Here is a 22,821-nt window from a genome sequence, read left to right on the forward strand (position 1 = left end):
ATTTCCCCTTGGCGGGATCTGAATGGGCCAGTGGTTTTTTCTTGCTTCTTGCTCGATTTGGGGTGATTAGGTCAAGATAGGGCCCTAAGTTTATTCTCCTTGGCACCCATGGCTAAAGCCCGGACAAAGTTTGTTTGCTCTGCCTGTGGAGCGGACCATGCCCAATGGTTTGGCCGTTGTCCTAAATGTCATGAGTACGGCACTCTACAGGAAGAGTTGGTCAATGCTACTTCTAGCGGTACTAACCGCCGTAGTTTAGGGGCAAAAAAATCCGGTTCTTCCAGGGTAAAAACTGGGCAACCCCAGAGGGCTTTAACGTTTTCTCAAATTCACCAGGAAAATCAAGGACGTTTTCCCTCTGGCTATGGGGAGTTAGACCGGGTTTTGGGGGGGGCATTGTCCCTGGGGCGTTAATTTTAATTGGGGGAGACCCAGGCATTGGTAAATCAACTTTGTTACTCCAAGTGGCTTTCCAGTTGGCCACCCGCTTGCCAAGGATTTTATACGTTTCAGCGGAGGAGTCGGGACAGCAAATTAAGCTCCGGGCCACCCGTTTAGGTATTACCCAAACCGTCAATGCTAGCGACAGCAACATTACCGAGGAAAAACTTCCCCATGACGGTAATTTATTTGTTTTGCCAGAAACTAATTTGGAGGATATTTTGCGGGAATTGGAAGCCCTGCAACCCCAGGTGGCCATCATTGACAGTATTCAAAATTTATATTTTCCTGCCCTTGGTTCAGCTCCGGGTTCCGTTTCCCAGGTGCGAGAATGTACAGGTTTATTGATGCAATTGGCCAAACGGGATCACATTAGTTTATTTATTGTGGGCCATGTCACAAAGGAAGGGGCGATCGCCGGGCCGAAAGTATTGGAGCATTTGGTAGATACGGTGTTGTATTTCCAGGGCGATCGATTTGCGTCCCACCGTTTACTCAGATCAGTTAAAAATCGTTTTGGAGCTACCCAAGAAATTGGCATTTTTGAAATGGTGCAGTCGGGGCTGCAGGAAGTGCTCAATCCTTCCCAATTATTTTTGGGCAGTCGGGAAGAATTTATGTCCGGCACTGCCATTACGGTGGCCTGTGAAGGAACTAGACCCCTGGTGGTGGAATTACAAGCTCTGGTTAGTCCCACCAGTTATGCTTCCCCCCGACGATCAACTACAGGGGTAGATTACAATCGCCTTTTGCAAGTTCTTGCTGTACTGGAAAAACGTCTGGGGGTACCCCTTTCTAAACTAGATGCTTACCTGTCTGTGGCGGGGGGGTTGGAAGTGGAAGAGCCGGCGGTGGATTTGGCCATGGCGATCGCCTTAGTAGCCAGTTTTCGGGATCGGGTGGTGGATCCGACCATGATTATTTTGGGAGAAATCGGTTTGGGGGGTCAAATTCGCCCCGTTTCCCAGCTAGAAATTCGTCTTAAGGAAGCCGCCAAACTAGGTTTTAAAAAAGCCATTGTGCCCAAAGGTCAAACCGGGATTGAATCCGCTGGTATCAAGCTCATTTCCGTGGGCAAAGTCTTTGCGGCGATCGCCGTTGCTCTACCAGCCAACGAAAATGCAACGGATCAAGGCAATGGGGCAGAAGCCAAAATGGGCAATGGCTCAGGGACAAAATAGAGTCTCTTTCGTTTCTCGTCCTGTGACTGGATTGGTTCCCGTTGCTAGTCCACAGAGGTAATCCTCCGTGTCGGGTCTTAAAATAATGTCCGTTAGGTCTGCCCCTTCAATGTCCACTTCTCCAAACTTAGTATTGGTGCCAAAAGACCCCTCCAAACGGGCATTGCGGAGATTGGCATGGGTCAGACGGGCGGACTCAAAATCTACGCCCCGGGCATCGGCCCCTTCTAAAATGGCACCGTCCATATTGGCAGAAAAAAACCGTGCTCCTTGCAGATTAGCTCCGGTGAAGTCTGCCCCTCGTAAATTGGCATGGTCAAAGATAGAACCACGTAGATCTTGATGGGAGAAATCTGCCCCCACCAAGTTACCCCGGTTATAGTCTAGGGCAAAACTAGGGCTAGCTAGGACGACCATAGTTAGGATAAAAGTGGTAACTAATAAGCCAGCCTGAACCGCGGATCGCCACCGGCCAAAGGGCTTTGGTTTTTCCCTGTAAACCCTGGCGATCGCCTTCCATGGGAATAGATTATGGGCGAAAAATTTTTGACAAATCATTAAAAAATTCATTAATATCTGGCTCCCATAGCGCTTACCTTTTTCCACTATACATCAGCGCCCAAGAGCCTGTTTGTAAAGTCTGATTTCGCCCCCTAAATCTCTTCACTAAAGCTCCGGCAATACCGGAGGACTTTGCCTCTGTTTCCCCCCAAATTTGGAAGGTCAGGGGGGCTCTTCAAACACGTTCTAAGGGCAAGTTGCCCAAGTTTTAGTTTTTATAGCAAAGATTGCTAAGATTAGGACATAATGTATGGAAAGAGTTAGGAAAAAAGCGATGCCAGCCCCCTACAGTGTAGATCTAAGAGAGAAAGCGGTAAGTGCAGTAGAAAAAGGAGAGAAGAAAAGCCATGTCTGCCGAACACTGAACATTAGTCGCAACACCTTAGACCTATGGATAAAAAAGAAGAAAGAAACAGGAAGTGTAGCCGCGAAGAGAGATTATGAGCGTGGTCCACGACCGAAAATAGATGATTTGGATAAATTCAGAGAATTTGCGGAGGAGAACGGTCATTTAACGCAAAAACAAATGGCAGAAAAATGGCCAGAGCCTGTAAGTAGAATAAGAATAAGTAAGGCTCTAAAGAAAATAGGGTTTACTAGAAAAAAAAACTTATATTTACAGGGAAATAGAAGAGGAAGAGAGAAAGGCATTTGAAGATGAAATCAAGCAATATGCGGCAGAAAAACTGATTTATATGGATCAAGCCGGTCTAGATGACACTCTAGACTACCCCTATGGGTACTGTCATAAATCAGAGAGATTAAAGGCGAGCAAATTAGGACATAGAACCAAGAGAGTCAGCATAATAAGTTGTTGGTGGAATGGAACAACAATAGCTCCAATGATATTTGAAGGATACTGTAACGCTCAAGTAGTATGCACGTGGATAGAAGAAATGTTATTACCAGAGTTAATACCAGGTCAGATACTAATCATGGATAATGCAAGCTTTCATCCGAAAGAAAGAATAAAGGCATTGGTAGCAAAAGCTGGGTGTGAGGTTATATTTTTACCACCATATTCACCAGACTTGAACAAAATTGAGAAGTTCTGGGCGAGACTAAAACGTTATGTTTCCCAACTTGTTAGTAATGGAGAATCGCTGATTTCTGCATTGGATATAGCGTTGAGAGAACTGTCCTAACTATCTCGTCCTTTGCTATAGCCCTCTTCCGTCAGACTGAGGGAATTAAAATGGAGATAAAAGGCTGAAAAGCGCGGAGGGAGAATGACAAAGACAAGAGAGGCGAAAAAGACAGTACAGTGTGTAGACACATATAGTGAACTGTATAAAGATATATTTCCAGAAGTGAGGTCTTATGAGTCATTTAAATATATCATTGTGGGAATATTAAGTGATATAAAAAGAAAGAGTTTACCTGCAATAGCATCATCACTAGGATTGAAAAATGAACAGGGATTACTGCATTTCATGACAGATTCTCCTTGGGAATTAAAAGAATTAGAAAAAAGAAGATTAAATATTATCTTAGAAGTTTTAGAAGGAAGAGAAATAATAGTAATAATAGATGAAACAGGAGACCCCAAAAAAGGGAAAACAACAGATTATGTAAAAAGACAATATATTGGAAATTTAGGAAAAATAGAAAGCGGTATAGTGTCAGTAAATGCCTATGGTTACTGCAATGGAGTAACGTTTCCTCTAGAATCAAAAGTATTTAAACCAAAAGAAAGATTAAAAGAGGGAGATAAGTATAAAACAAAGCCGGAATTAGCAGTAGAGATAATAAAAGAACTAGAAGAAAGTGGTTTTAAAATAAAAAGAGTAGTGTCAGATAGCTTATATGGAGAAAGCCATAGCAATTTTATCAGTGCCGTAGAGGAATTAAAAATAGAATATGCAGTGGGAATCCGGAGCAATCATGGGGTCTGGCTTCCAAAGGAAGCTAAAGTAAGGGCAAATAAGTGGAGGAGGTTTGAACATATAAGATGGGATGGAAAACAGGAAGATAGGTATATCAGAGAAATAGTTTATGGCAAAAAAAACGCAATAAGATATTGGGAAATTAAAACAGAAACAGAAAAAGAGGAGGAAAAAGCAGGATGGTTTGTAATGACTCGAATACCAGATATTAAATATAAAGAAGTTGGCAGAATATATGGGGTAAGGTCATGGATAGAATATGGATTTAAGCAATGCAAAAGTGAATTAGGATGGGCAGATTTTAGGGTAACTCATTATGAGCAAATTCAAAAATGGTGGGAATTAGTGATGTGTGCATATTGTATGATTTGTTTTTATGATGAGAATTTTAATCCGACTCTAAATTCAACGTCAAAGTATCATCAAAAGCATGAAAAATGGGATAAAGAAGAAGGGTGGAAAAAATGGCTAAACAACCTACGATTAGTGATCTCTGTATTTAATGCAATAAATCTTATCAAAAAGTGGTTAAAAGTATTTCCATTTGCCCATGTTTTGGATGAGTTAACTAAACTTTACAACAAGGTTGATAAGCTAGATCGATTAAAGTATTTGCTAAATTCATGGAATACATTCTATTCTTCTTCTGCCTAGATTGATGAAAGAGGGATAGTTTGCTTCTTGAACCGAGCCACCAAAGCTCTGATCATACGAGGAAAATTTACTTACTTTCTCCTAATCTGGGAGAATCAGAAAGTTTTTTAAAAACTAGACTAAATATCGTTATCCCTACCATTGAGCTAATTAATCATCCTGCAGGGCTAAGAGTTTTTCATTCAATACCTGTAAATATTCATCACTGATGTCATCGGCTAATATTCCCTTTGCTAAGGCATCATTAATGGCACTTTTTTCGGCTATGTAGAGACGACGGTATAGACCGTCAATATATTCTTTTTCTACTTCTCCCTCGGAAAAAATTAAATTTCTTTGGTTATAAAAACTTCTTAATTCTTGCTCAGAATTGGCAATGCGAGCTTGATAATCGGCGAATAATTCTTCATACAAAAACTTAGGTAAACTGCCCGTTTCCAAGAGATATTTTAATTCCCCTTGGGCCGCCTTCGCCGTAACTAAATTAAGTTGGAGCACGGCAATTTTTTCAGCCAAGGGAGAAGGTTTGCTCAATTGTAGTTTTTTCACCACCCAGGGCAGACTTAAGCCTTGCCCAATTAGGGAAACCATCACAGTGCTAAAAACCAAGGTAATCACCTGCTCCCTTCCCGGTAAAGTGAGGGGCAGAGCCAATGCTAGGGCCATGGAAAGAGAACCTTTAACATTGCCGGCGATTAGAACATGTTGCCAGCGCAGGGGCAAAGGCCGGTCAAAGAAGCGGAGCAGATAAAGGAGCGGATAGATGGAAAAAACACGGCCAATTTGGTAGGCAACAATTGCGATCAAGGCGGCGGGGATGGTGGCCAAAAGAATGCGGGGATAGACCTCAATACCCACCAAGAGAAAAATTAGGGTGTTGACACCAAAACCGGCATATTGCCAGAAGCTTAACAGGGTAACCTTAATGGAAGCGGAGGTTTGCTTGAAGGCTAGATTACCAATAACTAAACCTGCCACCACCACGGCGATCGCACTGGAGACCCCCAACATTTGGCCAATTTGAAAAGTTCCCAAGGATACGGACACCGTCAGCAAAATGTCACTCAGGTCATCGTCTAGCTGACGAAACAGACCGACGCACAGGTAACCAAGTCCCAGCCCCAGCAAAGTCCCCCCCACAAAGGCAATAAAAATTTGCTTAATGCCTTGCCCAGGGCTAAAAGTTCCTTGGACGTGGATGGTGGTAATGACACTGAGTAGTACCATGGCCACCCCGTCATTAAGTAGGCTTTCCCCTTCCACAATGGTGGCTAAACGTCGGGGCACGGGCACTGTGCGAAAAGCGGCAATGACGGAAACAGTGTCAGTAATGGTCAGGATCACGCTGACCCCCGCGGCGGTAATCCAGGCTAAACCAAGCCCTATTTTCAATAATACTGCAGTAATGGCGGAGGAAAGCACCACCCCCGGCCCCGCTAATAGGGCAATGGGTTTAATGGTGCTACGTAGCCGGCTAATGTCGGTGTTAATGGCCGCCTCAAAAATGAGAATGGGCAGAAATAGATTGAAAATTAGTTCAGGATTGAGACCAATGGAAAGGTGACGGGGGATGGCCAAACCCGCTAGCACTAAACCCACCACGTAGGGAATTTTCAGCCAGCGGGCCACCAAGGCCACCAAGGTAGCCACCAACAGAAGAATGATCAAATTCTCCACCAAGGTGGCGATGGCTAGGTTACCGAGGGCTGATTCTGGCTCTGCAGGAAGTTTGTTGATATTGATTTCCGCACTGAGGGCCAAATATCTAATCATTATGCTTGGTGGTATCCCCCGTAATGGGTGGTGACTGTGCTTGGGCTAGTTGCCCCCTAACCATTTTTGGCCATTCAATCGCTGTAGGGTGTAGAGCACCATTAAATCAAGGGTGACCTTGCGCTCGTCAATCATAAAGGACTCCAGGGTGCTGGGGGGACGATTATCAACGCTGTAGGCAAAGCCTTTGGGACCTTTGATGTCTTCCTGGAAAAAATAGAGGTTGAATTGTTTGGGGATTTGGCGATCGCCGCTCCAGGTGCCTTGTACTTGCCAGTAGGCGGTATTGTCGGCACCGGGGATGGCTAGGGGTTGTTGGTTAAAGTCTAGGGCCACCTGACCTAGGCCAATTTTACCCAGAGCACTTTGGAGGGCGGGGAGAAAATCCTGCTTGATGAATTCGGTGAAGGGTTTCTCTTCCACTGCAGGGGGTTTCGCTTTCTTTTCAGCGGATGCTTTGGCTTCTGTCATTAATTTGGGGGGCGATCGCCATAATACGAAAAAGGGAGTGAGCGCCCTTGGGGGCAGTCACAAAGAAAATAACAAATATTAACGGGGTTCACCAGGGGTGACGGGGGCCCCATTAGTCTTTTTTTCCGTGACCCGGCGCAAAACCCCATTGATAAAACGATGACCGTCCTGGCCAGAGTAGCGCTTGGCCAACTCCACTGCTTCGTTAATGGCTACTTTTTGGGGTACACCGAGGTAATCCAGTTCGGCGATCGCCAAGCGGAGTATGTCTTGATCAATTTTGGCTAGGCGGGACAGTTGCCAGTCCACCATGGCTTCTTGCAGTTGCTCATCAATCTGCTGACGGCGGCGGCAGACGGTGCCAATTAATTCCAACGCAAATTTCCGCACTTCCATTTGCCCAGCCAATTGCAAAGTTTCTGGTAAATCCACCGCTAGAGCTAGACGATTAATCACGGTTTCCGTGAGGGTCATGGCTTCTTCTAACATTGCCTTCGCACTGTTGAGATTACTGGCCCGGATTTCACTGTTTAAGAGGCGTTCATGACTACGACTCAATTCTGCTGAGGCTGTTTCTAAAATTTCATGGACTTCCCCACTCAGGGTGCGGGTGGCGGCCAACAACAATGCTTCCAGGTCGCCTTGCTCCAAGGTTTCGGGCTTAGTGTCCTTGCGGCTCAATTGACTCAGGCTCAATAGGGACAGTTCACGGGCCACACGGCGGGGTTGTTGACGGGCAAGCATAGGTTCAAATCTCAGCAAATCAGGAGCAATACTTTTTCTGATCCTATGCCCATTGTTGGTTACTTGGACAATCTGGCCCAGGCCTTGGCGATCGCCAGCCCGATTGCGATTATTATTCAACTCACCAATGCCGATGGATTGGCGATGCACGAGAACGCTACTAAGGGATTGGTGGCATTGTGGATCAATGGCAGAATAGCTCCATGACCCTAGGGGATTTGCTGAAAATGATTAGTTGGAACAGAAATTGGTTGGGTTTTTCGCGTTTATTTGTGCTCACCCTGGCGGCCATGCTGGGGCTAAAACTGTTTTTGGCCAGTCCGGTGGCGGCCCAATCCCCCTCAAATTTTATCCAACAGGGCAATCAAATTAGCATTGATGGCAAATCCTATCCCGTCGCCTGGGGCCAATGGCGGGAAGGGGGCCAGACCCACACCAGCCTTGGGGATACCGGGGCTATGCAGTTTTTAGGGCTGGATCTGCTCGATAACACCAACCCCAACCAACAACCGGTGCAATGGTTCAGTGGCGATCGCCAGATTTTGAACGCCCGTTTTGTCGCTCCTAATCGTTATTTAGATGTAACTCCCCTATTGCAACCGCTGGGTACAGTCCAGTCCCAGGGCAATACCCTCGTCATGCCTAATACCAATGCCCAAATTCTGACGGTGCGGGACGGTAGGCAACCCTGGGGGGAAAGGGTGGTGCTGGAACTGAGCCGACCGGCTTTTTGGCAAGTGAGCCAAGCTAAGGAAGAAGCGGTTTTGACTATCAACGCCAGCAGTACTATCGGTGGCCAAGGTAATCCTAACTCCCCCGGCTTGCAAGCCATTGACCAGGACGATTTGGGTGGCAAAACCAGCGGCGGGCAACAGATTCGTTATCGCCTGGAAAGATTAGGTTCCAGCAGTAAAGTCCATTTCCAATTACCCGTGGGCTACAAGCTCCAGGTTAGTACCCTTACTTCTCCCTTCCGTTTGGTGATCGATGCCCGGACCGATGCTCCCCCAGTCAAAACCATTAATTGGGTAGAGGGAATTACTTGGCAACAACGTTTTGTCAACATTGCTGGCGGTCAGTTTCCCGTCACCACAGTCACCATTAATCCCCGATCGCCAGCCATTTCCCTACGACCTTTAATGGCTAATCCCACCATGGCCCAGGGCACTGCCCCGTTAGTAACCATGGCTAGGGACCAGCAGGCGGCGGTGGCCATCAATGCTGGTTTTTTCAACCGCAATAATCAACTTCCCCTTGGGGCGGTGTGGAGTCAGCAAAATTGGCGATCAGGGCCCATTCTGAACCGGGGGGCGATTGCCTGGAATGACCAAGGACAAACCACCTTTGGCCGCCTCTCCCTCTCGGAAATTATCACCACCGTATCGGGACAACGCTTAACCGCCAATTATCTCAACAGTGGCTATGTGCAAAGGGGCATTGCCCGCTATACCCCTGCCTGGGGGCCAACCTATGTTCCCCTCAGTGATAACGAACGGGTTTATCTGGTGCAAAATAACCAAATCACTGCCCAATATCCTTTACCCAAATCGGGACAACAGCAAATGCCCATTCCCAGCGATGGCTATCTAATCATTGACCGGGGTAACCAAATTCCCGCCGGAGTTTTAGCCGTCGGCACCACTATCAACGTCAACGGGCGATCGACACCGGAAGTATTTAATGCTTTTCCCCACGGCCTGGGGGCAGGGCCACTATTGATTGACCAAGGGCGCATTGTCCTCAACGCGGCAGGGGAAGGTTTTTCCAATGCCTTTCAACAGCAACGGGCCTCCCGCAGTGCGATCGCCGTGGACAGAAACGGCAATATTATCCTGGTGGCGAGCCATAACCGGGTGGGAGGAGCCGGAGCTAGCTTGGGGGAATTTGCCCAAATTTTGCAACAGTTAGGGACGGTGAATGCTTTGAATTTAGACGGTGGTAGTTCCACTTCCCTAGTCCTGGGGGGTCAATTATTGGATCGATCGCCAGTGACGGCGGCCCGGGTGAGCAATGCCATTGGCGTCTTTGTTCGTTAATCCCTAATCAGTTACTTTTTGGGGTATTTAAAGTCAATGCGCCAGATAACCGCCGCTATTTTAGCCAAGTGTTTTTGTCGAGATTCAATTTTGGCTTCATCCCAGATATCGTAATGTTCGGCGATCGCCTGAGTAATTTGGAAATCGCTTTGGGCATATACCTTGCGTTTGGTTGCATAATCCCCATTGCCCAGATCTCGATTACGAGCAGTTTCTAGGGGGGTCATGTTGCCAAGACGATAAATTAAACGATCCTGTTTAACCTCGTCAATGGTAGACCAAGCAGCGGAAGGATTTTCAGGCAGGATATGTTCCAAGTTGTAGGTGGCACTTTCAAAGTCGAAGTCCTGACCTGATCTTTGTCTCTCGATGGCAAACAAAAGATAACGAACAACTTTTTTATTGCGACTGTAGGTGGTACGGAGTTCTTTATCTGCAAAGGCATTTTTAAATTGGTCATCGTCGGGATAAACAGCTTGGAGGGTTGCCAATACCTGTTGATAGGTGAAGTAGGTTCTATTAGAAATCTTGACCGCAATATCGTTATAGAGCCTTTCTTGGTCATGGGTTTGCAGGTTACAAATGACGTTGTAGCGCAAGGAAATAATGGCGATCGCCTTAGTAATACGGGTAAAAGCAGCTCGATCTGAGTCAAAAAAATGATGATGGCAAGCCAGGAGCATGGCTAAGGGTTGGCGCACGCTAAACATTAATAATTGCTGGAGACTTTGTTTTTCTTCCGTATTCCAGGTTGGGTCTTGGGGGTCCCGGAGAGCTGCATAGATAGCGGCACACTGATCGAGGCTACGAACCAGGCTAAAAGCATTTTCCCTGCTGGTGATCTGTCGTCGGATGGTTTTAAACAAGTCGGATTTACGCACTAGCTTATGGCGACTATTCCAAAATACCCGCAGAAATTCGGGAAAGCTCTCACTACCCAGTAGTCCCACAATCCGTTCCCATTGTTCTTCAAGCGCCCGCATTTCGGTTTCATGGGTCTCGGCGGTGCTGATCAGGGAGAATAAATAATTTTTCAGCAAGTCGGTGGCGGAAAGACGCACACCCCTAGCATTGAGGGTTTCAAAGACTTTAAAAGCGTTGAGTTCGTCGGTGACAGTAATAACCGTAAAAAAGAGCTTATCCACCAGGGAGTCAATGAAGGCGGCAAAGTTCTGCCCGCTGTCAGGTTGATTGCCTAGTCGGGTTTTGAGGCGGTCTTTGAACCACAGGAAAGCTTTCCTAAGTTGATGTTCAGACGCATTGAGACCCCGTTGGGGAATATGTTCTAAGGGAACTAGATAAGTTTGATAAAAGCGATCATTGTGGCGATTGAGTCGCAATTTTGATTGGGCAATGAGGCTAACAGGATCGAGGTAACCGATGTAGCTATTTTGTAGTTGTTCTTGGCGGCGACGGTTGTTGTCAGCATCTAAGCCAGTATTAATTAGGTCTTTTAAGTAGCTAAGCCCGGCCAAAATCATAATGCTGATGGTGGTCAGGCGTTGTTGGCCATCAATAATATCGAAGCGTTTGCTATCGGAGGATTGCAGTACCAAATAGCCCATGTAGTGAGCCGGTTCACCGTCTGCTTCAAAAAGAGCAGTAATATCCTGCCAGAGATCATCCCATTCGTCATCGCCCCAGGAATAGTCCCGCTGGAAGGGAGGAACGTGATAGCTCAGTCCGTTGCCCAGTAGTTGGCGGAAAGTAGAATTGGTGGTGTTGAAATTTAAAGTTGCCACGGTTATTCCCCCCCAAATAAATAGTGAATACTTGACCAAAAAGGGTTGAATTCACCAGAGGATAAAGGCAGTAAATATTTCTGCACGAATAAATTAAGCTCTTCCATTGAGAGAGATTCGTCCAGAAACGGCTCGATCGCCTGTCGGCGCAGGGCGCGTAATGCGGGAATATCTAAACCTAGTTTCGAGATGGTGGTAATGGCCGCTTGATCCTGATCATGGCGAGGCTGGATATAACCATCAGCAGTAAATTTAAATGATGTTTCACACTTGGGGTCAAGGGGAGAAATCAATAATACTGGGTCAAACCAATGACCTTTGAGGTTACCGCAATGACGGGGTTCTCCTTTTTTAATTTGGTTTTGGCAGGAGCAGAGCAGATTGTCAAAGTCCAGAGGATCAACTGTGGGATCACTCTGGGGGCGAAAATGCTCTATGTGGGAATCGTTTGGGTCTAGTTTTTGTTCACAGTAACAACAAAGATAGCCTTGTTCTTGCATTAAGGCTTGTTTAATCGTTCGTTTAAGGTCACTGCCCAGGGTTGCATAACTGGGCTGCCAATGGTCGTTGCTTTGTTGTTTCCAATGGTGGAGTTCCGGCGGTTCTGCTTGTTTTTGGATATATTTCATCGACCAATGATCTCCTTGCGTCGAATCAGCACCTCGGCCTTGACCAATTCAGGATCGTTACCGATCGCCGCTTTCATTTCGGTAATCGCCTGTTGAGCTACGGGGAGTTGACCTTGATCGATCAGTTGGTAAATGTGATGAAGATCTTGACTAACTTGTTGGGGTCGGGTGGTGTCTAAACCCATGAGGTCTTCCAAAATTCGGTCTACCGTTTTCCCGTAGGATGCACTGGGTTGAGTGACGGTGATATTATCGGGAGTTTGGGTCAGGAGAAAAATATTGTCGGGCTGGACATGGGTTAGGACATGGGGCGAATGGGTGGAAACGATAAATTGACAGTTAGGAAACACCTTAACGAGTTGAGGAATAATCATTCGCTGCCAAGTGGGATGGAGATGCAGATCGATTTCATCAATCAAAACGATGCCATCTCCCTCTAGCGGATTCCCAATAGGATTGGCGATCGCCAAACGCCGAGCTATGTCACTAATCATTGCAATCAAACATTTTTCCCCATCGGAAAGTTGATTAATGGTGAAGAATTGTCCCCGCTTTTGAATTTCCATTCTGAGAGGGTTTCGCCTCACATTTAAATTTTCAAAGTCAGGTAGGAAATGCTTTAAAGCGCTACGAACTGCTTCCAGTTGAGGATCGGGAATAAAATCGTGAGAATAGTTTAAAAATTTTCGACTTTCGTTTTCTAAATCTTCACGTTCTCTAAACCACTGAAAAAATGTCTTGAATGTGGAACTTCCCGTTAAGGCTTGATCATAAACTTCCATCAAATCAAAGGTCTGTTTCTGTCTAGGATCTAGGGAAATTTTGGTTACAGCTCGCCCTACAGGATAAAAAATGAATATTGGGATATTTGTCTGTCCTTTTGTAGCGGTGATACTAGCTTGTATTTTTTCTATGTACTTATTTAATGAGGAAAAATCACTAAAATTGAGGTAAGCAGAATGGCCTTGACGACTCTTTCCAACTAGCCATTTCACTTGTTTATCATCGTCAACAAAGCTTATTTCAATTGAAGTATTGGGTTCGCCAATCTTAATATCTTCTTCTGAGATTGAATTTCCTTTTTTCCCAAGGCTCCGAATCCGACTAATCGTCCAGGACAACATGAGGGCGATCGCATCAAGAACAGTGGATTTCCCTGCCCCATTACAACCCACCAGGACGTTTAAGCGGGGCTGTAACTCCATTGTCAAGGACTGCGCTCCACGATAATTGTGCAGGCTTAGGGTTTTAATGTGCATGGTTGCGGCTGAATACCTGTTAACTGGCAAAAGTCATGGAAAGCTTCTTCATTGTAATGTACAATGTGAGCACAACTAATGGGCATTAAAAATCCCTGTTAACAAGTTCAAGTTATGAATAGCAAAGTTTCCCAGACTAAGGACGAGCGTGTGCAGTTGCGTTTAACCCAACGACAGAAAGCAACAATCCAGCAAGCGTCTCAAATTAAACAGACATCGATGACCAATTTTATATTGGATCAATCCTACCAGGCAGCTTTGACGGTGGTGGCCAATCAGCAATTATTTTCCCTATCGGATCAGGCCTGGGATGACTTTTGTATAGCATTGGAATCACCTCCGAAATCTTTACCCCGTTTGCACGCCCTCTTAACGGAGCCTGGGGTGTTCGATGACTAGGGGGAAATCATTCCAGGCCCCGATCGCCTTAGAGCCTAGCCATGATCTGGGGAGTTTTGATTGTGGCGTTCCTGAACTGAATCTGTTTTTGCAGAAATATGCGTTGACCAATAGCCGTAACCACACTGCCAAAACCTTTGTAGCGTTAGGGGAGGCTGGGCAGGTGATTGGTTTTTATAGTTTGGTCGCGGGGGCGGTGGAGCATGGGGCCGTACCACCAAGGGTGAGTAAGGGTTTGGGGAAATATCCGATTCCGGTCATTGTTTTGGCGCGATTGGCGGTGGATCGGCGTTATCAAGGTCTGGGGTTGGGAAAAGGTTTATTAAAAGATGCATTGTTGCGATGTTTGAATGTGGTGGAGCAAATTGGGGCAAGGGCGATCGCCGTCCATGCCAAGGATGAGGAAGCGGCGGCGTTTTATGAACGCTATGATTTTGAGCGATCGCCGTTGTCGGAATGTCATTTATATTTATTGGTCAAGGATATTAGTAAGACGGCGGGGATTTAGGCGAGCCAGGGAATTTTTGTGAAGAGTTTGGTAAATTTGGGTTAAAAAGGTAGTGGCATAAATTTTCATAAACCAGGCAAAGTCTTGGTAAATTTCAGGGATAGTAGCAAGCAATTCTGCCTTAGCTAATTGAGATTCCATTCCGGTTTCTGGATTGAGCAAGAATCCATTGGTTTTGTTAACGGTGATGCCATGGTTCGTCAAGCAAAAAAGGGCAGTATCTGGGAGACAAATAAGAATAGAACATTTACCAAAAATTAAATCCTGGAAGTCAAGCAAGTTGGAGAGTACTCTCAATCAATGCTAAGGGGGTCCACGTCAATGTCCAAGTAAACGGAACTAGGACAGATTTGTTTAATTCTCTCCAGGGGCAAATTTACCTTCACGGAACTTGGGTATTTAATTAAGAACTGCCAGCGATACCGTTGGGCAATGCGGAGAATGCTGGCCGGGGCAGGGCCCAAAATCTCCACCGTCTTTGGCAAAAGCTGACTACATAAAATGGCGATCGCCTGGATAGTTTTTTCCACTTCCCTTTCATTGGTCCCCAGACAACGGAGCAGAATTAACTTGCCGTAGGGAGGATAATTTAACATTTCCCGTTGGGGTAACTCTTGGGTAATAAAACCATGGTAGTTGTGGGTTTTCACCGCTTGGATGACGGGATGGTGGGGAGTATAGGTTTGGATAATCACCTGCCCCGGTTCTTCCCCCCGGCCGGCCCGGCCACTCACCTGGGTTAAGGTCTGAAAACCCCGTTCAGCGGAACGGTAATCGGCAAAATTAAGCAAACTATCGGCGGCCACCACCCCCACCAACGTAATCTGGGCCAGATCTAACCCTTTAGTTAACATTTGAGTCCCCACCAGTAAGTCCGCTTCTCCCTGTTTAAATTGCTCCAACAATTGCCGATGGGCTCCCTTTCTGCGGGTGGTGTCACTGTCAAAGCGAATCCAACGTAAATCGGGAAATTCCTGGGTCAGAGCTTCGGTTACCTTTTGGGTGCCACTGCCAAAAAACTTCAGATAGGGAGACGAACATTCTGGGCATACCTTGGGCTGGGTTTCAGCATGGTTGCAGTAATGGCAGCGCAGAAGGGGTTGGGCATTGCCCTGGACGTAGTGATAGGAAAGGGAGACGTCACAGTTGGGACACTCCAACACATAACCGCAACTGCGACAGGAGACAAAGGTGCTATGGCCCCGGCGGTTAATGAATAAAATGCCCTGCTGTTGTTTGGCTTTTAACTCCCCCAGAGCAGTTTGCAAAGCCCGACTAAAAATGGAGCGATTGCCCTGCTTTAATTCCGCCCGCATATCGACAATTTTGACCGGGGGCAGGGGTCGGGACTGTACCCGATCCGGTAACGCTAGGTAATGCCGTTGGGGGTCACCTTGAGGTTGATGAACCGTGTGCCAACTTTCCAAAGCAGGGGTGGCAGAACCGAGGATGAGGGGGCATTGTTCCAGCTCGGCCCGGCGTTGGGCCACGGTGCGGGCATGGTAATTGGGGCTGGACTGGGTTTGCTTAAAACTACTGTCGTGCTCTTCGTCGAGGATAATTAGTCCTAACTTAGGCAGGGGTGTGAAAATGGCGGATCGGGTGCCGATGATGATTTGTTCATAGCCCAACAGAGTTTGGCGCCAGGTGTCGTATTTTTCCCCGGCAGATAGGGCGCTATGGTACACCGCAACTTTTTGGCCAAAGCGGGCCCGAAAACGGTCGGTTAGCTGAGGCGTTAAACCAATTTCCGGCACTAACACTAAAACGGATTGCCCGTTGCCCAGGCGATCGCCACAGATTTGCAGATAAACTTCTGTTTTGCCGGAGCCGGTGACGCCGTGGAGTAGAACTTGATGATAGCCCTGGAGGGGACGGATAGTTTGGCAGGCCTGCTCCTGGTCTGGGGTTAACTGGGGAGCATGGCTAGCATGGACGGCTGGTTGCTGCAAAAGGCGCAATTTCTCCCGTTCGGCGATCGCCACTAGCCCTTTTTTGGCCAAAGATTGAATGGTGGAGGCGGAACAAGGCACCGCTTTGAGCAAATCTGCTAACCAGAATTCCCCTCCTTGATTTTTGAGCACTGTCAGGGCCCTGGCTTGTAATTCCGTTAATTTGAGGTCTGAGTCAAAGTTCAACAAAGTCACCATTTTGGGTAACTGGGGCCGCACCGCTTTGGGGGGTTCTAGATAACTTTCCACCCATTGCCGCTTGAGCAAATCCCGCAACGCCTTAGTCAGCCCCGGTACTTTTTGCCGCAGATAACGGTAACTGTAATCCCCTTCTTTGGAAGACTGCAGTAGGGTCAAAATTTGCCTTGCTCCCTGGTGGGATGGCTGACTCAAAAACATGGGCCAATCCGACGGCAGGCGATCGCCGTTTAGTTTAATGCGGCGCTGGGAACGCTGGAGTAAACCCGGCGGCAAGGCCATGCGAATGACCGTGATTAACTCCGTACAATAATATTCCGCCAACCAATGCAACAACCGCCAATAATGGGGCGCAAAAAAGCCCGACACAATTACGTCTTGAATCGGCTTAATTTTCTCGGCGGGCAAATCCGGGGGCAAGCTGGCCACACAGCCCACCACTACTCCCCCCAACTGTTGGTTACCAAAGGGCACCGCCACAATGTCCCCATCCTGCACCGTTAAATCCGGGGGAATGGCATAGGTGTAAATGCCATCGGTTTGGGGCAAATCCACCAACACCACTGCCCAGGGCCGCACCTTGTTTCCTTCTTGATAGTTAAAGCCCAACTCCGCCAGGGCTAGGGGAGAAACCGTCATACCGTTTTAGTTTTTGCCATTTTTCCCCTTGCTCTCCACAGCCAAATGGTCCGTGGGATAGACCTGCCAGGAATGCCAGGCCGCCTTCATCCCCGCCAGCAAACGCTTAGAGCCACTCTGCACTTTTTTGGCCCCTTCTTTGGTGATGGTTACGCCCCGGTCCACCGTTTGGGCCACATCTTCCACCGTTCTCACCCCCTGGTTCAAATCATCCGTCAACTCACTAATTTCCAAGCCCGTTAAACGAATCGCTTCCAACGTAGGGGGAAATTCCCGGTTGAGGCTATCAAACAACTTTTCGGCACTACGGGCCGCTCGGGCCAACTCCTGGAGGGCTGGTAGGGCCACCACCAGGACAGCGGTAAGGCTAATGGACACCATGGTGAGGGAAAGACCCAGCCAAAAAAGGGGTTCGGTCATAGGTACGACAAAAGTCAATGGGGGAGCAACGGGGCAAAATGTTTACGGCGGGGAAAAATTCTAGGTTAGTTACCTAAGGATTAACCAAAGGAAGCATCAATGAAAACTAGTTATCCGCCAAAGTGGTTTCCGCTGTAATGTCCCTGGGTTTTAGTTCCGGCTCTGACACCACGGTTGTCTGAGTTGCTTCCACCCCAGCGGCGATCGCCTCCTTTAACCGTTCTAGGGTGTCCTGCCAGTTACGTTGGGTGGCTTCGGAAAGATAGTCCGCCTGCAATTGCAGGGTGGTGGCCAAATCCTCGGCTAAATCGGGAAGGGCGTCAGCGGATTTTTTCAACAGTTGTCTGGTCTGTTTACCGGAACGGGGGGCCAACAAAAGCCCCGTCACCGATCCCACTAAACCACCAATTACCATGCCTGCCAACAGAGCGCCACCTTTGTTATTGCTGGCCATGTTCCCCCGCAAAAAGAATTTCCCCCATTCTAGTGGACAGGGAGAAAATGCTGTCGGGATTTTTGGTGGAGTTGGGCCATGGCAGATTTTCTGACAACAGTGGGCAATTTCTAATCAATTTGTAAAAGGGTATGAAATTCTTCGATCGCCATCGGTCGGCCATAGAAATAACCCTGGAAGAGATGACAACCCCGCTCGGCCAAAAAATCAACCTGTTCCTTGGTTTCCACCCCTTCCGCAATGATTGCCAGGTTAAAGTTACGGGCCACCCCGATGATTGCTTCCACCAACGCCGCATTGTTCAAATCCGTGGGGGCATCCTGGACAAAAATGCGATCAATTTTTAATTCATTCAAAGGTAACTGCTTCAGGTAAGCCAGGGAAGAATAGCCGGTGCCAAAATCATCCACCGAAAAATGTACACCCAAAGCTTGCAACTCAAACATGGTGGCGATCGCCTGGCGGGTATCCTCCACAATCAGCCCCTCCGTCACCTCCAGGGTTAAAAGGGAAGGATCAATGGCAATGCGGGCCAAAAGAGCTTTCATATCATCCACAAAGCTGGGCTGGCGAAATTGTCGCGGGCTGACGTTAACTGCAATGTGGAGCCTAGAACCAAGGTTTTGTAGCCGAGCTAAATATTGGCCCACCTCCTCCAACACAAAGTCTCCAATATCGCAAATCAGGCCATTCTCCTCCGCAATGGGAATGAAAAGATTGGGCGAAATGAACCCCCGAGTAGGATGGTGCCACCTCAGTAAGGCTTCGGCTCCGACCCACACTCCATGGTGGTTCACCTGGGGTTGGAGATAAACCCGGAATTCCTTGTTCTCCAGGGCATAGCGTAGATCTGCTTCCAGAGCAAAGCGAGACTCCACTTCCAACTGCATTTGCGACTCAAACAAACAGACCTTATTGCGGCCAGCCTTTTTAGCTTGGTACATGGCCGTGTCTGCTTCCTTAAACAAATCCGCAATTGTTTCATTGACTTTGGGAAAGAGGGTAATGCCAATACTGCCGCTGATCTGAACCTGTTCGGTTTCCAGGGTAAAAGGGTTGGCCAAAGCCCGGCGAATTTTTTCCCCCACCCCCAACCCCAACCGGGCCGCTAGTTCCTGGTCATGGGACAATTCCGGCAACAACACAATGAATTCATCTCCCCCCAATCGGGCCACCGTATCCGAATCCCGTAGGTTATCCGCTAATCTTTTGGCCACCATTTTCAACAGGCGATCGCCACTGTCATGGCCCCGGGCATCGTTAAGGGTTTTAAAACCGTCTAAATCAATCAACATCACCGCCCCATAATGTTTGGATCGTTGGGCCAGGGCCAGGGCATTTGTAGCTCGGTCCAACAATAGGCGACGATTGGGCAAAGCCGTGAGGGGATCGTAATAGGCCAGGGTTTTAATCTGGGCTTCCGCCCGTTTGCGCTCCGTAATGTCAGTCAAAATCCCCAACATTCTCAGGGGTTTACCCTGGGCATCCCATTCGACAATTTTCCCCAGGGACAGGAGCCATTTCCATTGCCCGGTCATGGTCTGTTGCCGATACTCCACTTCGTAACGGGAAATCTTACCTCCAATGTAACTGTTATATTTTTTCTCCACCCGTTGCCGGTCCTGGGGATGAATGCGCCCCAGCCAAAGTTGAAGAGTTTCTTGGAAGTTTTCTGGGTCGTAGTCCAAAATTTGAGCGTACTGGGGAGAAACCACTGCCAGCCCAGTTTGTAAGTTGAGATCGTAAAAGCCTTGGTTCGCCACCTCTAGGGCCAGCCTCAATCTTTCTTCATTTTCCGCCAACAGTCGCTGGGCCGTCTGCTTACTTTTGTCCGATCTAATGGCCGTCAGGGCAAAGGAAATATTGTCGCCAATTTCCTGGAGCAGTCCCTGTTCATCTGCGGTGAAAAATTCCGCTTCCTGGGAATACAAAGTTAATACTGCCACTACCTGTCTAGCTTCCCAGATGGGCACTGAGGCAGCAGAGAGGAAACCATAGCGTAGTGCACCACTGCGCCAGGGAGCCATATTTGGATCTTGGATAATGTCGGAACAGATCACCAATCTTCTTTCTCTCACGGCCGTACCAGCAGGGCCCCAGCCAGCGGGTTCATCTCGGATGGTGATGTGGATACTGTCTAGGTAAGCGGTAGTGTGGCCGCCAGCAATGTAGGGAATCACAGCTTGGCTTTCGGGGTCAATCAACCCAAACCAGATCAGGGGAAATTTGCCCACTTTTACCCCCACGTCACAGATGGCCCGGAATAAATCGTCCCGTTCTCGATTTTCGATGATGGCCCGGTTAACCTGGCTGAGGATAGCATAAAGGCGGGACAAATGCTCGATGCGGCGCTGGTTTTGTTTGCGTTCACTAATGTCCCGCACCACCGACAGCAGGCGAGCTTTACCATCAATGACCGTCGGCTGAATGGATACTTCCACCCAAAAAACACTGCCGTTTTGTCTGCGGGCTAGCCATTCAAACATTTGTAGTCCGTCATTGGCTGTCTGGCGAATTTTTTTCTCTATCTCCACTTCGGTCTTACCCGGTTTATCGGCACTAAAATCCAGAATCGAACGCCCTATCACACTCTCCTTGTGGACGTAGCCGTACATGGTGAGCATGGATTGGTTAACATCGACCACCGCTCCAGTTTGGGGGTCTTGGATAAAGATGGCTTCGTGGGTAGAATTAAAAATTTCCCGGTAATTGCGCTCGTTTCTTTCCAGGACAATTTCGGTGTAATGGGATTCTAGAAAACGGCTGAGGAATTGGCCAATGGTACTGAGTAACTGTTCCTCCTGGGACAAAAACTCCCTTCCTTCGCTGTAGCAGACTTCCAAACGTCCTTGGTGGAAATGTTCCGTCTGAAAATCAACGATCAAACAGCAATTGGTCTTTTGATAATCGGTGGTTTGGTAGAGGGAATTGCCCCAGGTCAGGCGGGCAGAAGCCAGCCTATCGTGGTGGAAAGCCAGGGGCAAAAGTTCCACCGTGTTTTGCAAAAATTCTTCTAAAACTAAATCCGGCTGTTGGGCCATCTGGGCGATCGCCACCAGGCAATCCATTTCCTTGACCCTTTCTCGCAACTGCCCCAGGGTTGCCCGTAATTCCTTAGTTCTTTGCCTGATTTGGTGGGTGAGATTGGCCTGACTGTTGGTGACAATAGACACAATGATGGTAATCAGGGCAGTGATGCCTGTGCCAATGACAAATGTGATCAGGGCCGCTCGCTCAGCCTGTTTTTGGTTAAAGTCCGGCCCCGGCCAGAGCAAAAGGGCGTAGGTTTTACCGAAAATAAAGACGGGATAAGTCTGAAATAGCCTCGGGTGATCGTGCCCTGCCTGTTCCCCTTGCCAACGACTGATGGAGAAAGGGGGAGGGGAAGATGAGGCTAGCAGTTGGGGCGCTAACTCCGTATCAAGTTCTAACCATGCCAACTCCAGGGAGTTATCTCCAAAGCTGATCTCTCCAAAGGTTTGCCGCAAAAATGCATCTAGCCTGATCACCACCGCCGCCACTCCCATGGGGGAATTTTCCACCTTACCGCCGGCAAAAACTGGGGCATAGGCCACAACGCCCCTCTGTTCTTCCATCTCTTGGACAAGGGTAAGGGGATTAGTGGCACTGGGAAGTCCAGATTTTAGGGCATTATCCAAAGCTGTTTTGGAGGGCCCCCTAGAACTGACATCAAACCCCAGGGCCATTTCATTGCCCCCTAAGGGCTCTGCATAAAAAATTGGGTAGTAGAAATCCCGCCCTCGGGCTGGAACCATTTCCCCCTGGCGATCAACTTCAAAAATGCGAAAATCTTTTAAGCCTTCTTCTTGAGCTTGCCGCTCAAACTCTGGCTTATCCGCTGCTAAAACCTTAGGAATCCATTCCCAAGCCTGAATACTAGATTGCCTAACCATCGGCCAGGTAAAACGGGTAAACTCCGAACGGGTGACCTCCTCACTAGATTCAATAAAACTAGTCAGGCTGGAAAGGCCATAATTTTGCAACTCCCAAAGCCTTTGGGCGAACAGAGTGGCCCGGGGAATGGCAACTTGGTTGAAATCACTTTGGCTGACTAGGAGAGTGTTTTCTTCCACCAAGGCCATGGTAACTATGCTTAAACATAGGCCCACGATCGCCATGGCCAGAGCTTCTCCTTGATTGACAATAAATCTGTTCCCCCAACGGTGGCGGCACTGCAGTAGATAATCTCCCCCCAGAATTACAACAATTAATCCTAGGGAAAAAAGCAAAGGGGCCCAAATTTTCTCCCGTAATTGACTTTTCCACTGACTGGCTTCAATATCTATGGCGACAATTACCAAAATCTTTGGGGAGCGAGGCTGAAGGATGGGGGCATAGGCCGAGACAAAATTACCCCGTTCACCCTGGTAGGGGCCAATAATTAACTTTTTGGCCGGGGGCTCGAATAATTGCCTGATGGCCGTTGGAGGGTTTTGGTAAACAGCCCCGGGGAAATTAGCCAGCAAATCCCCAGAATTAAGACTATCGGGGCCAAAGAGAATTTTTCCTCCCCGCCTCACCATGGTGTAGATACTGCGGTTATCAAAGGTCTGGGCATAGGCCATCATCTGATTGTGCAGTCTTTGAAAATGGGGAGCCGTTAGATCCTCAGTAGTGAAGGTAAGTTCCTGGAACAGTTGGGGATTAAGGTTGGAGGAAACCATTTCAACTTGTTCTAGTAAATCTTGACGCATCTGTTCACCAACTTTTTCCATGCGCCAGCGGGCCACCCCCAATCCCCCCAGGATAATTAAAAAAACTAGACCAGATAAAATTAATTTTCGCCAAAAACCCCGCCCATGGTGGCGAAAAGTAGAAGACGGGGGGGGAGAAATGATAGACATCGGGAAGTT

19 protein-coding genes and 1 pseudogene are annotated in these 22,821 nt (G+C 47.8%); 8 read left to right on the forward strand and 12 right to left on the reverse strand.

Features of this window, described 5'->3' with window-relative positions:
* Positions 1–108: 108 nt before the first annotated feature.
* Positions 109–1,622: pseudogene (gene radA / locus IQE94_RS01080) on the forward strand (DNA repair protein RadA).
* Here radA and IQE94_RS01085 read toward each other — a convergent pair.
* Complete coding sequence (locus IQE94_RS01085) at positions 1,608–2,192, reverse strand: pentapeptide repeat-containing protein (protein WP_223342528.1); 585 nt, start codon at positions 2,190–2,192, stop codon at positions 1,608–1,610. The pseudogene radA and the gene IQE94_RS01085 overlap by 15 nt on opposite strands.
* A gap of 241 nt (positions 2,193–2,433) precedes the next feature.
* Here IQE94_RS01085 and IQE94_RS01090 point away from each other — a divergent pair, with 241 nt between their 5' ends.
* The 3 genes from IQE94_RS01090 to IQE94_RS01100 all read left to right on the forward strand — a co-directional run bounded on the left by IQE94_RS01090 (position 2,434) and on the right by IQE94_RS01100 (position 4,723).
* On the forward strand, positions 2,434–2,838 hold the full coding sequence (locus IQE94_RS01090) for an IS630 transposase-related protein (protein WP_223341982.1): 405 nt from the start codon (positions 2,434–2,436) through the stop codon (positions 2,836–2,838).
* 7 nt (positions 2,839–2,845) lie between these two features.
* The gene (locus tag IQE94_RS01095) at positions 2,846–3,328 is read left to right on the forward strand and encodes an IS630 family transposase (RefSeq protein ID WP_249214025.1); all 483 of its coding nucleotides are present in this window, start codon (positions 2,846–2,848) and stop codon (positions 3,326–3,328) included.
* An 84-nt stretch (positions 3,329–3,412) separates the two neighbouring features.
* Positions 3,413–4,723, forward strand: a complete 1,311-nt coding sequence (locus tag IQE94_RS01100; protein ID WP_223341782.1) for an IS701 family transposase — start codon at positions 3,413–3,415, stop codon at positions 4,721–4,723.
* Positions 4,724–4,873: 150 nt separating this feature from the next.
* Here the strand turns inward: IQE94_RS01100 and IQE94_RS01105 are convergent, their stop codons facing one another.
* From IQE94_RS01105 to nusB, 3 genes are all read right to left on the reverse strand, one after another.
* Positions 4,874–6,496 (reverse strand): sodium:proton antiporter, encoded by a 1,623-nt coding sequence (locus tag IQE94_RS01105; protein WP_223342529.1) that lies wholly within the window; start codon positions 6,494–6,496, stop codon positions 4,874–4,876.
* 45 nt (positions 6,497–6,541) lie between these two features.
* A complete protein-coding gene (locus IQE94_RS01110) occupies positions 6,542–6,967 on the reverse strand; it encodes a DUF2996 domain-containing protein (RefSeq protein WP_212715577.1) in 426 nt (141 codons plus the stop codon).
* A 78-nt stretch (positions 6,968–7,045) separates the two neighbouring features.
* A complete protein-coding gene (nusB, locus tag IQE94_RS01115) occupies positions 7,046–7,711 on the reverse strand; it encodes a transcription antitermination factor NusB (protein WP_212715579.1) in 666 nt (221 codons plus the stop codon).
* A 45-nt stretch (positions 7,712–7,756) separates the two neighbouring features.
* Here nusB and IQE94_RS01120 point away from each other — a divergent pair, with 45 nt between their 5' ends.
* Both IQE94_RS01120 and IQE94_RS01125 read left to right on the forward strand, forming a co-directional pair.
* Positions 7,757–7,918, forward strand: coding sequence for a hypothetical protein (locus IQE94_RS01120; RefSeq protein WP_212715581.1), 162 nt, complete (start codon positions 7,757–7,759; stop codon positions 7,916–7,918).
* A complete protein-coding gene (locus IQE94_RS01125; protein WP_223342530.1) occupies positions 7,891–9,747 on the forward strand; it encodes a phosphodiester glycosidase family protein in 1,857 nt (618 codons plus the stop codon). The genes IQE94_RS01120 and IQE94_RS01125 overlap by 28 nt, the downstream gene beginning before the upstream one ends.
* Positions 9,748–9,758: 11 nt before the next feature.
* Here the strand turns inward: IQE94_RS01125 and IQE94_RS01130 are convergent, their stop codons facing one another.
* From IQE94_RS01130 to IQE94_RS01140, 3 genes are read right to left on the reverse strand one after another with little or no spacing between them, the layout of a single operon-like run.
* On the reverse strand, positions 9,759–11,489 hold the full coding sequence (locus tag IQE94_RS01130; protein WP_212715583.1) for a DUF262 domain-containing protein: 1,731 nt from the start codon (positions 11,487–11,489) through the stop codon (positions 9,759–9,761).
* Between the two features lie 2 nt (positions 11,490–11,491).
* Complete coding sequence (locus IQE94_RS01135; RefSeq protein ID WP_212715585.1) at positions 11,492–12,118, reverse strand: retron system putative HNH endonuclease; 627 nt, start codon at positions 12,116–12,118, stop codon at positions 11,492–11,494.
* A complete protein-coding gene (locus tag IQE94_RS01140; RefSeq protein WP_223342531.1) occupies positions 12,115–13,377 on the reverse strand; it encodes an AAA family ATPase in 1,263 nt (420 codons plus the stop codon). The genes IQE94_RS01135 and IQE94_RS01140 overlap by 4 nt, the downstream gene beginning before the upstream one ends.
* Positions 13,378–13,491: 114 nt before the next feature.
* Here IQE94_RS01140 and IQE94_RS01145 point away from each other — a divergent pair, with 114 nt between their 5' ends.
* Both IQE94_RS01145 and IQE94_RS01150 read left to right on the forward strand, forming a co-directional pair.
* Entirely contained in the window at positions 13,492–13,776 is a 285-nt protein-coding gene (locus tag IQE94_RS01145) for a DUF1778 domain-containing protein (protein ID WP_223342532.1), read from the forward strand.
* Positions 13,769–14,284, forward strand: coding sequence for a GNAT family N-acetyltransferase (locus IQE94_RS01150; RefSeq protein ID WP_212715590.1), 516 nt, complete (start codon positions 13,769–13,771; stop codon positions 14,282–14,284). The genes IQE94_RS01145 and IQE94_RS01150 overlap by 8 nt, the downstream gene beginning before the upstream one ends.
* Here the strand turns inward: IQE94_RS01150 and IQE94_RS01155 are convergent.
* The 5 genes from IQE94_RS01155 to IQE94_RS01175 form a co-directional block, all read right to left on the reverse strand.
* Positions 14,246–14,425, reverse strand: a complete 180-nt coding sequence (locus tag IQE94_RS01155) for a hypothetical protein (RefSeq protein ID WP_212715592.1) — start codon at positions 14,423–14,425, stop codon at positions 14,246–14,248. The genes IQE94_RS01150 and IQE94_RS01155 overlap by 39 nt on opposite strands.
* A gap of 152 nt (positions 14,426–14,577) precedes the next feature.
* Positions 14,578–17,073, reverse strand: a complete 2,496-nt coding sequence (gene priA, locus IQE94_RS01160) for a primosomal protein N' (protein ID WP_223342533.1) — start codon at positions 17,071–17,073, stop codon at positions 14,578–14,580.
* Between the two features lie 6 nt (positions 17,074–17,079).
* Positions 17,080–17,493, reverse strand: coding sequence for a DUF948 domain-containing protein (locus IQE94_RS01165; protein WP_194018112.1), 414 nt, complete (start codon positions 17,491–17,493; stop codon positions 17,080–17,082).
* Positions 17,494–17,599: 106 nt separating this feature from the next.
* On the reverse strand, positions 17,600–17,947 hold the full coding sequence (locus IQE94_RS01170) for a YtxH domain-containing protein (RefSeq protein WP_249213842.1): 348 nt from the start codon (positions 17,945–17,947) through the stop codon (positions 17,600–17,602).
* A gap of 110 nt (positions 17,948–18,057) precedes the next feature.
* Positions 18,058–22,812 (reverse strand): EAL domain-containing protein, encoded by a 4,755-nt coding sequence (locus IQE94_RS01175; protein WP_223342534.1) that lies wholly within the window; start codon positions 22,810–22,812, stop codon positions 18,058–18,060.
* Positions 22,813–22,821: the final 9 nt, after the last annotated feature.

It is taken from the genome of Synechocystis sp. PCC 7339, assembly GCF_019924095.1.
In the GTDB taxonomy this organism is placed as follows: domain Bacteria; phylum Cyanobacteriota; class Cyanobacteriia; order Cyanobacteriales; family Microcystaceae; genus Synechocystis.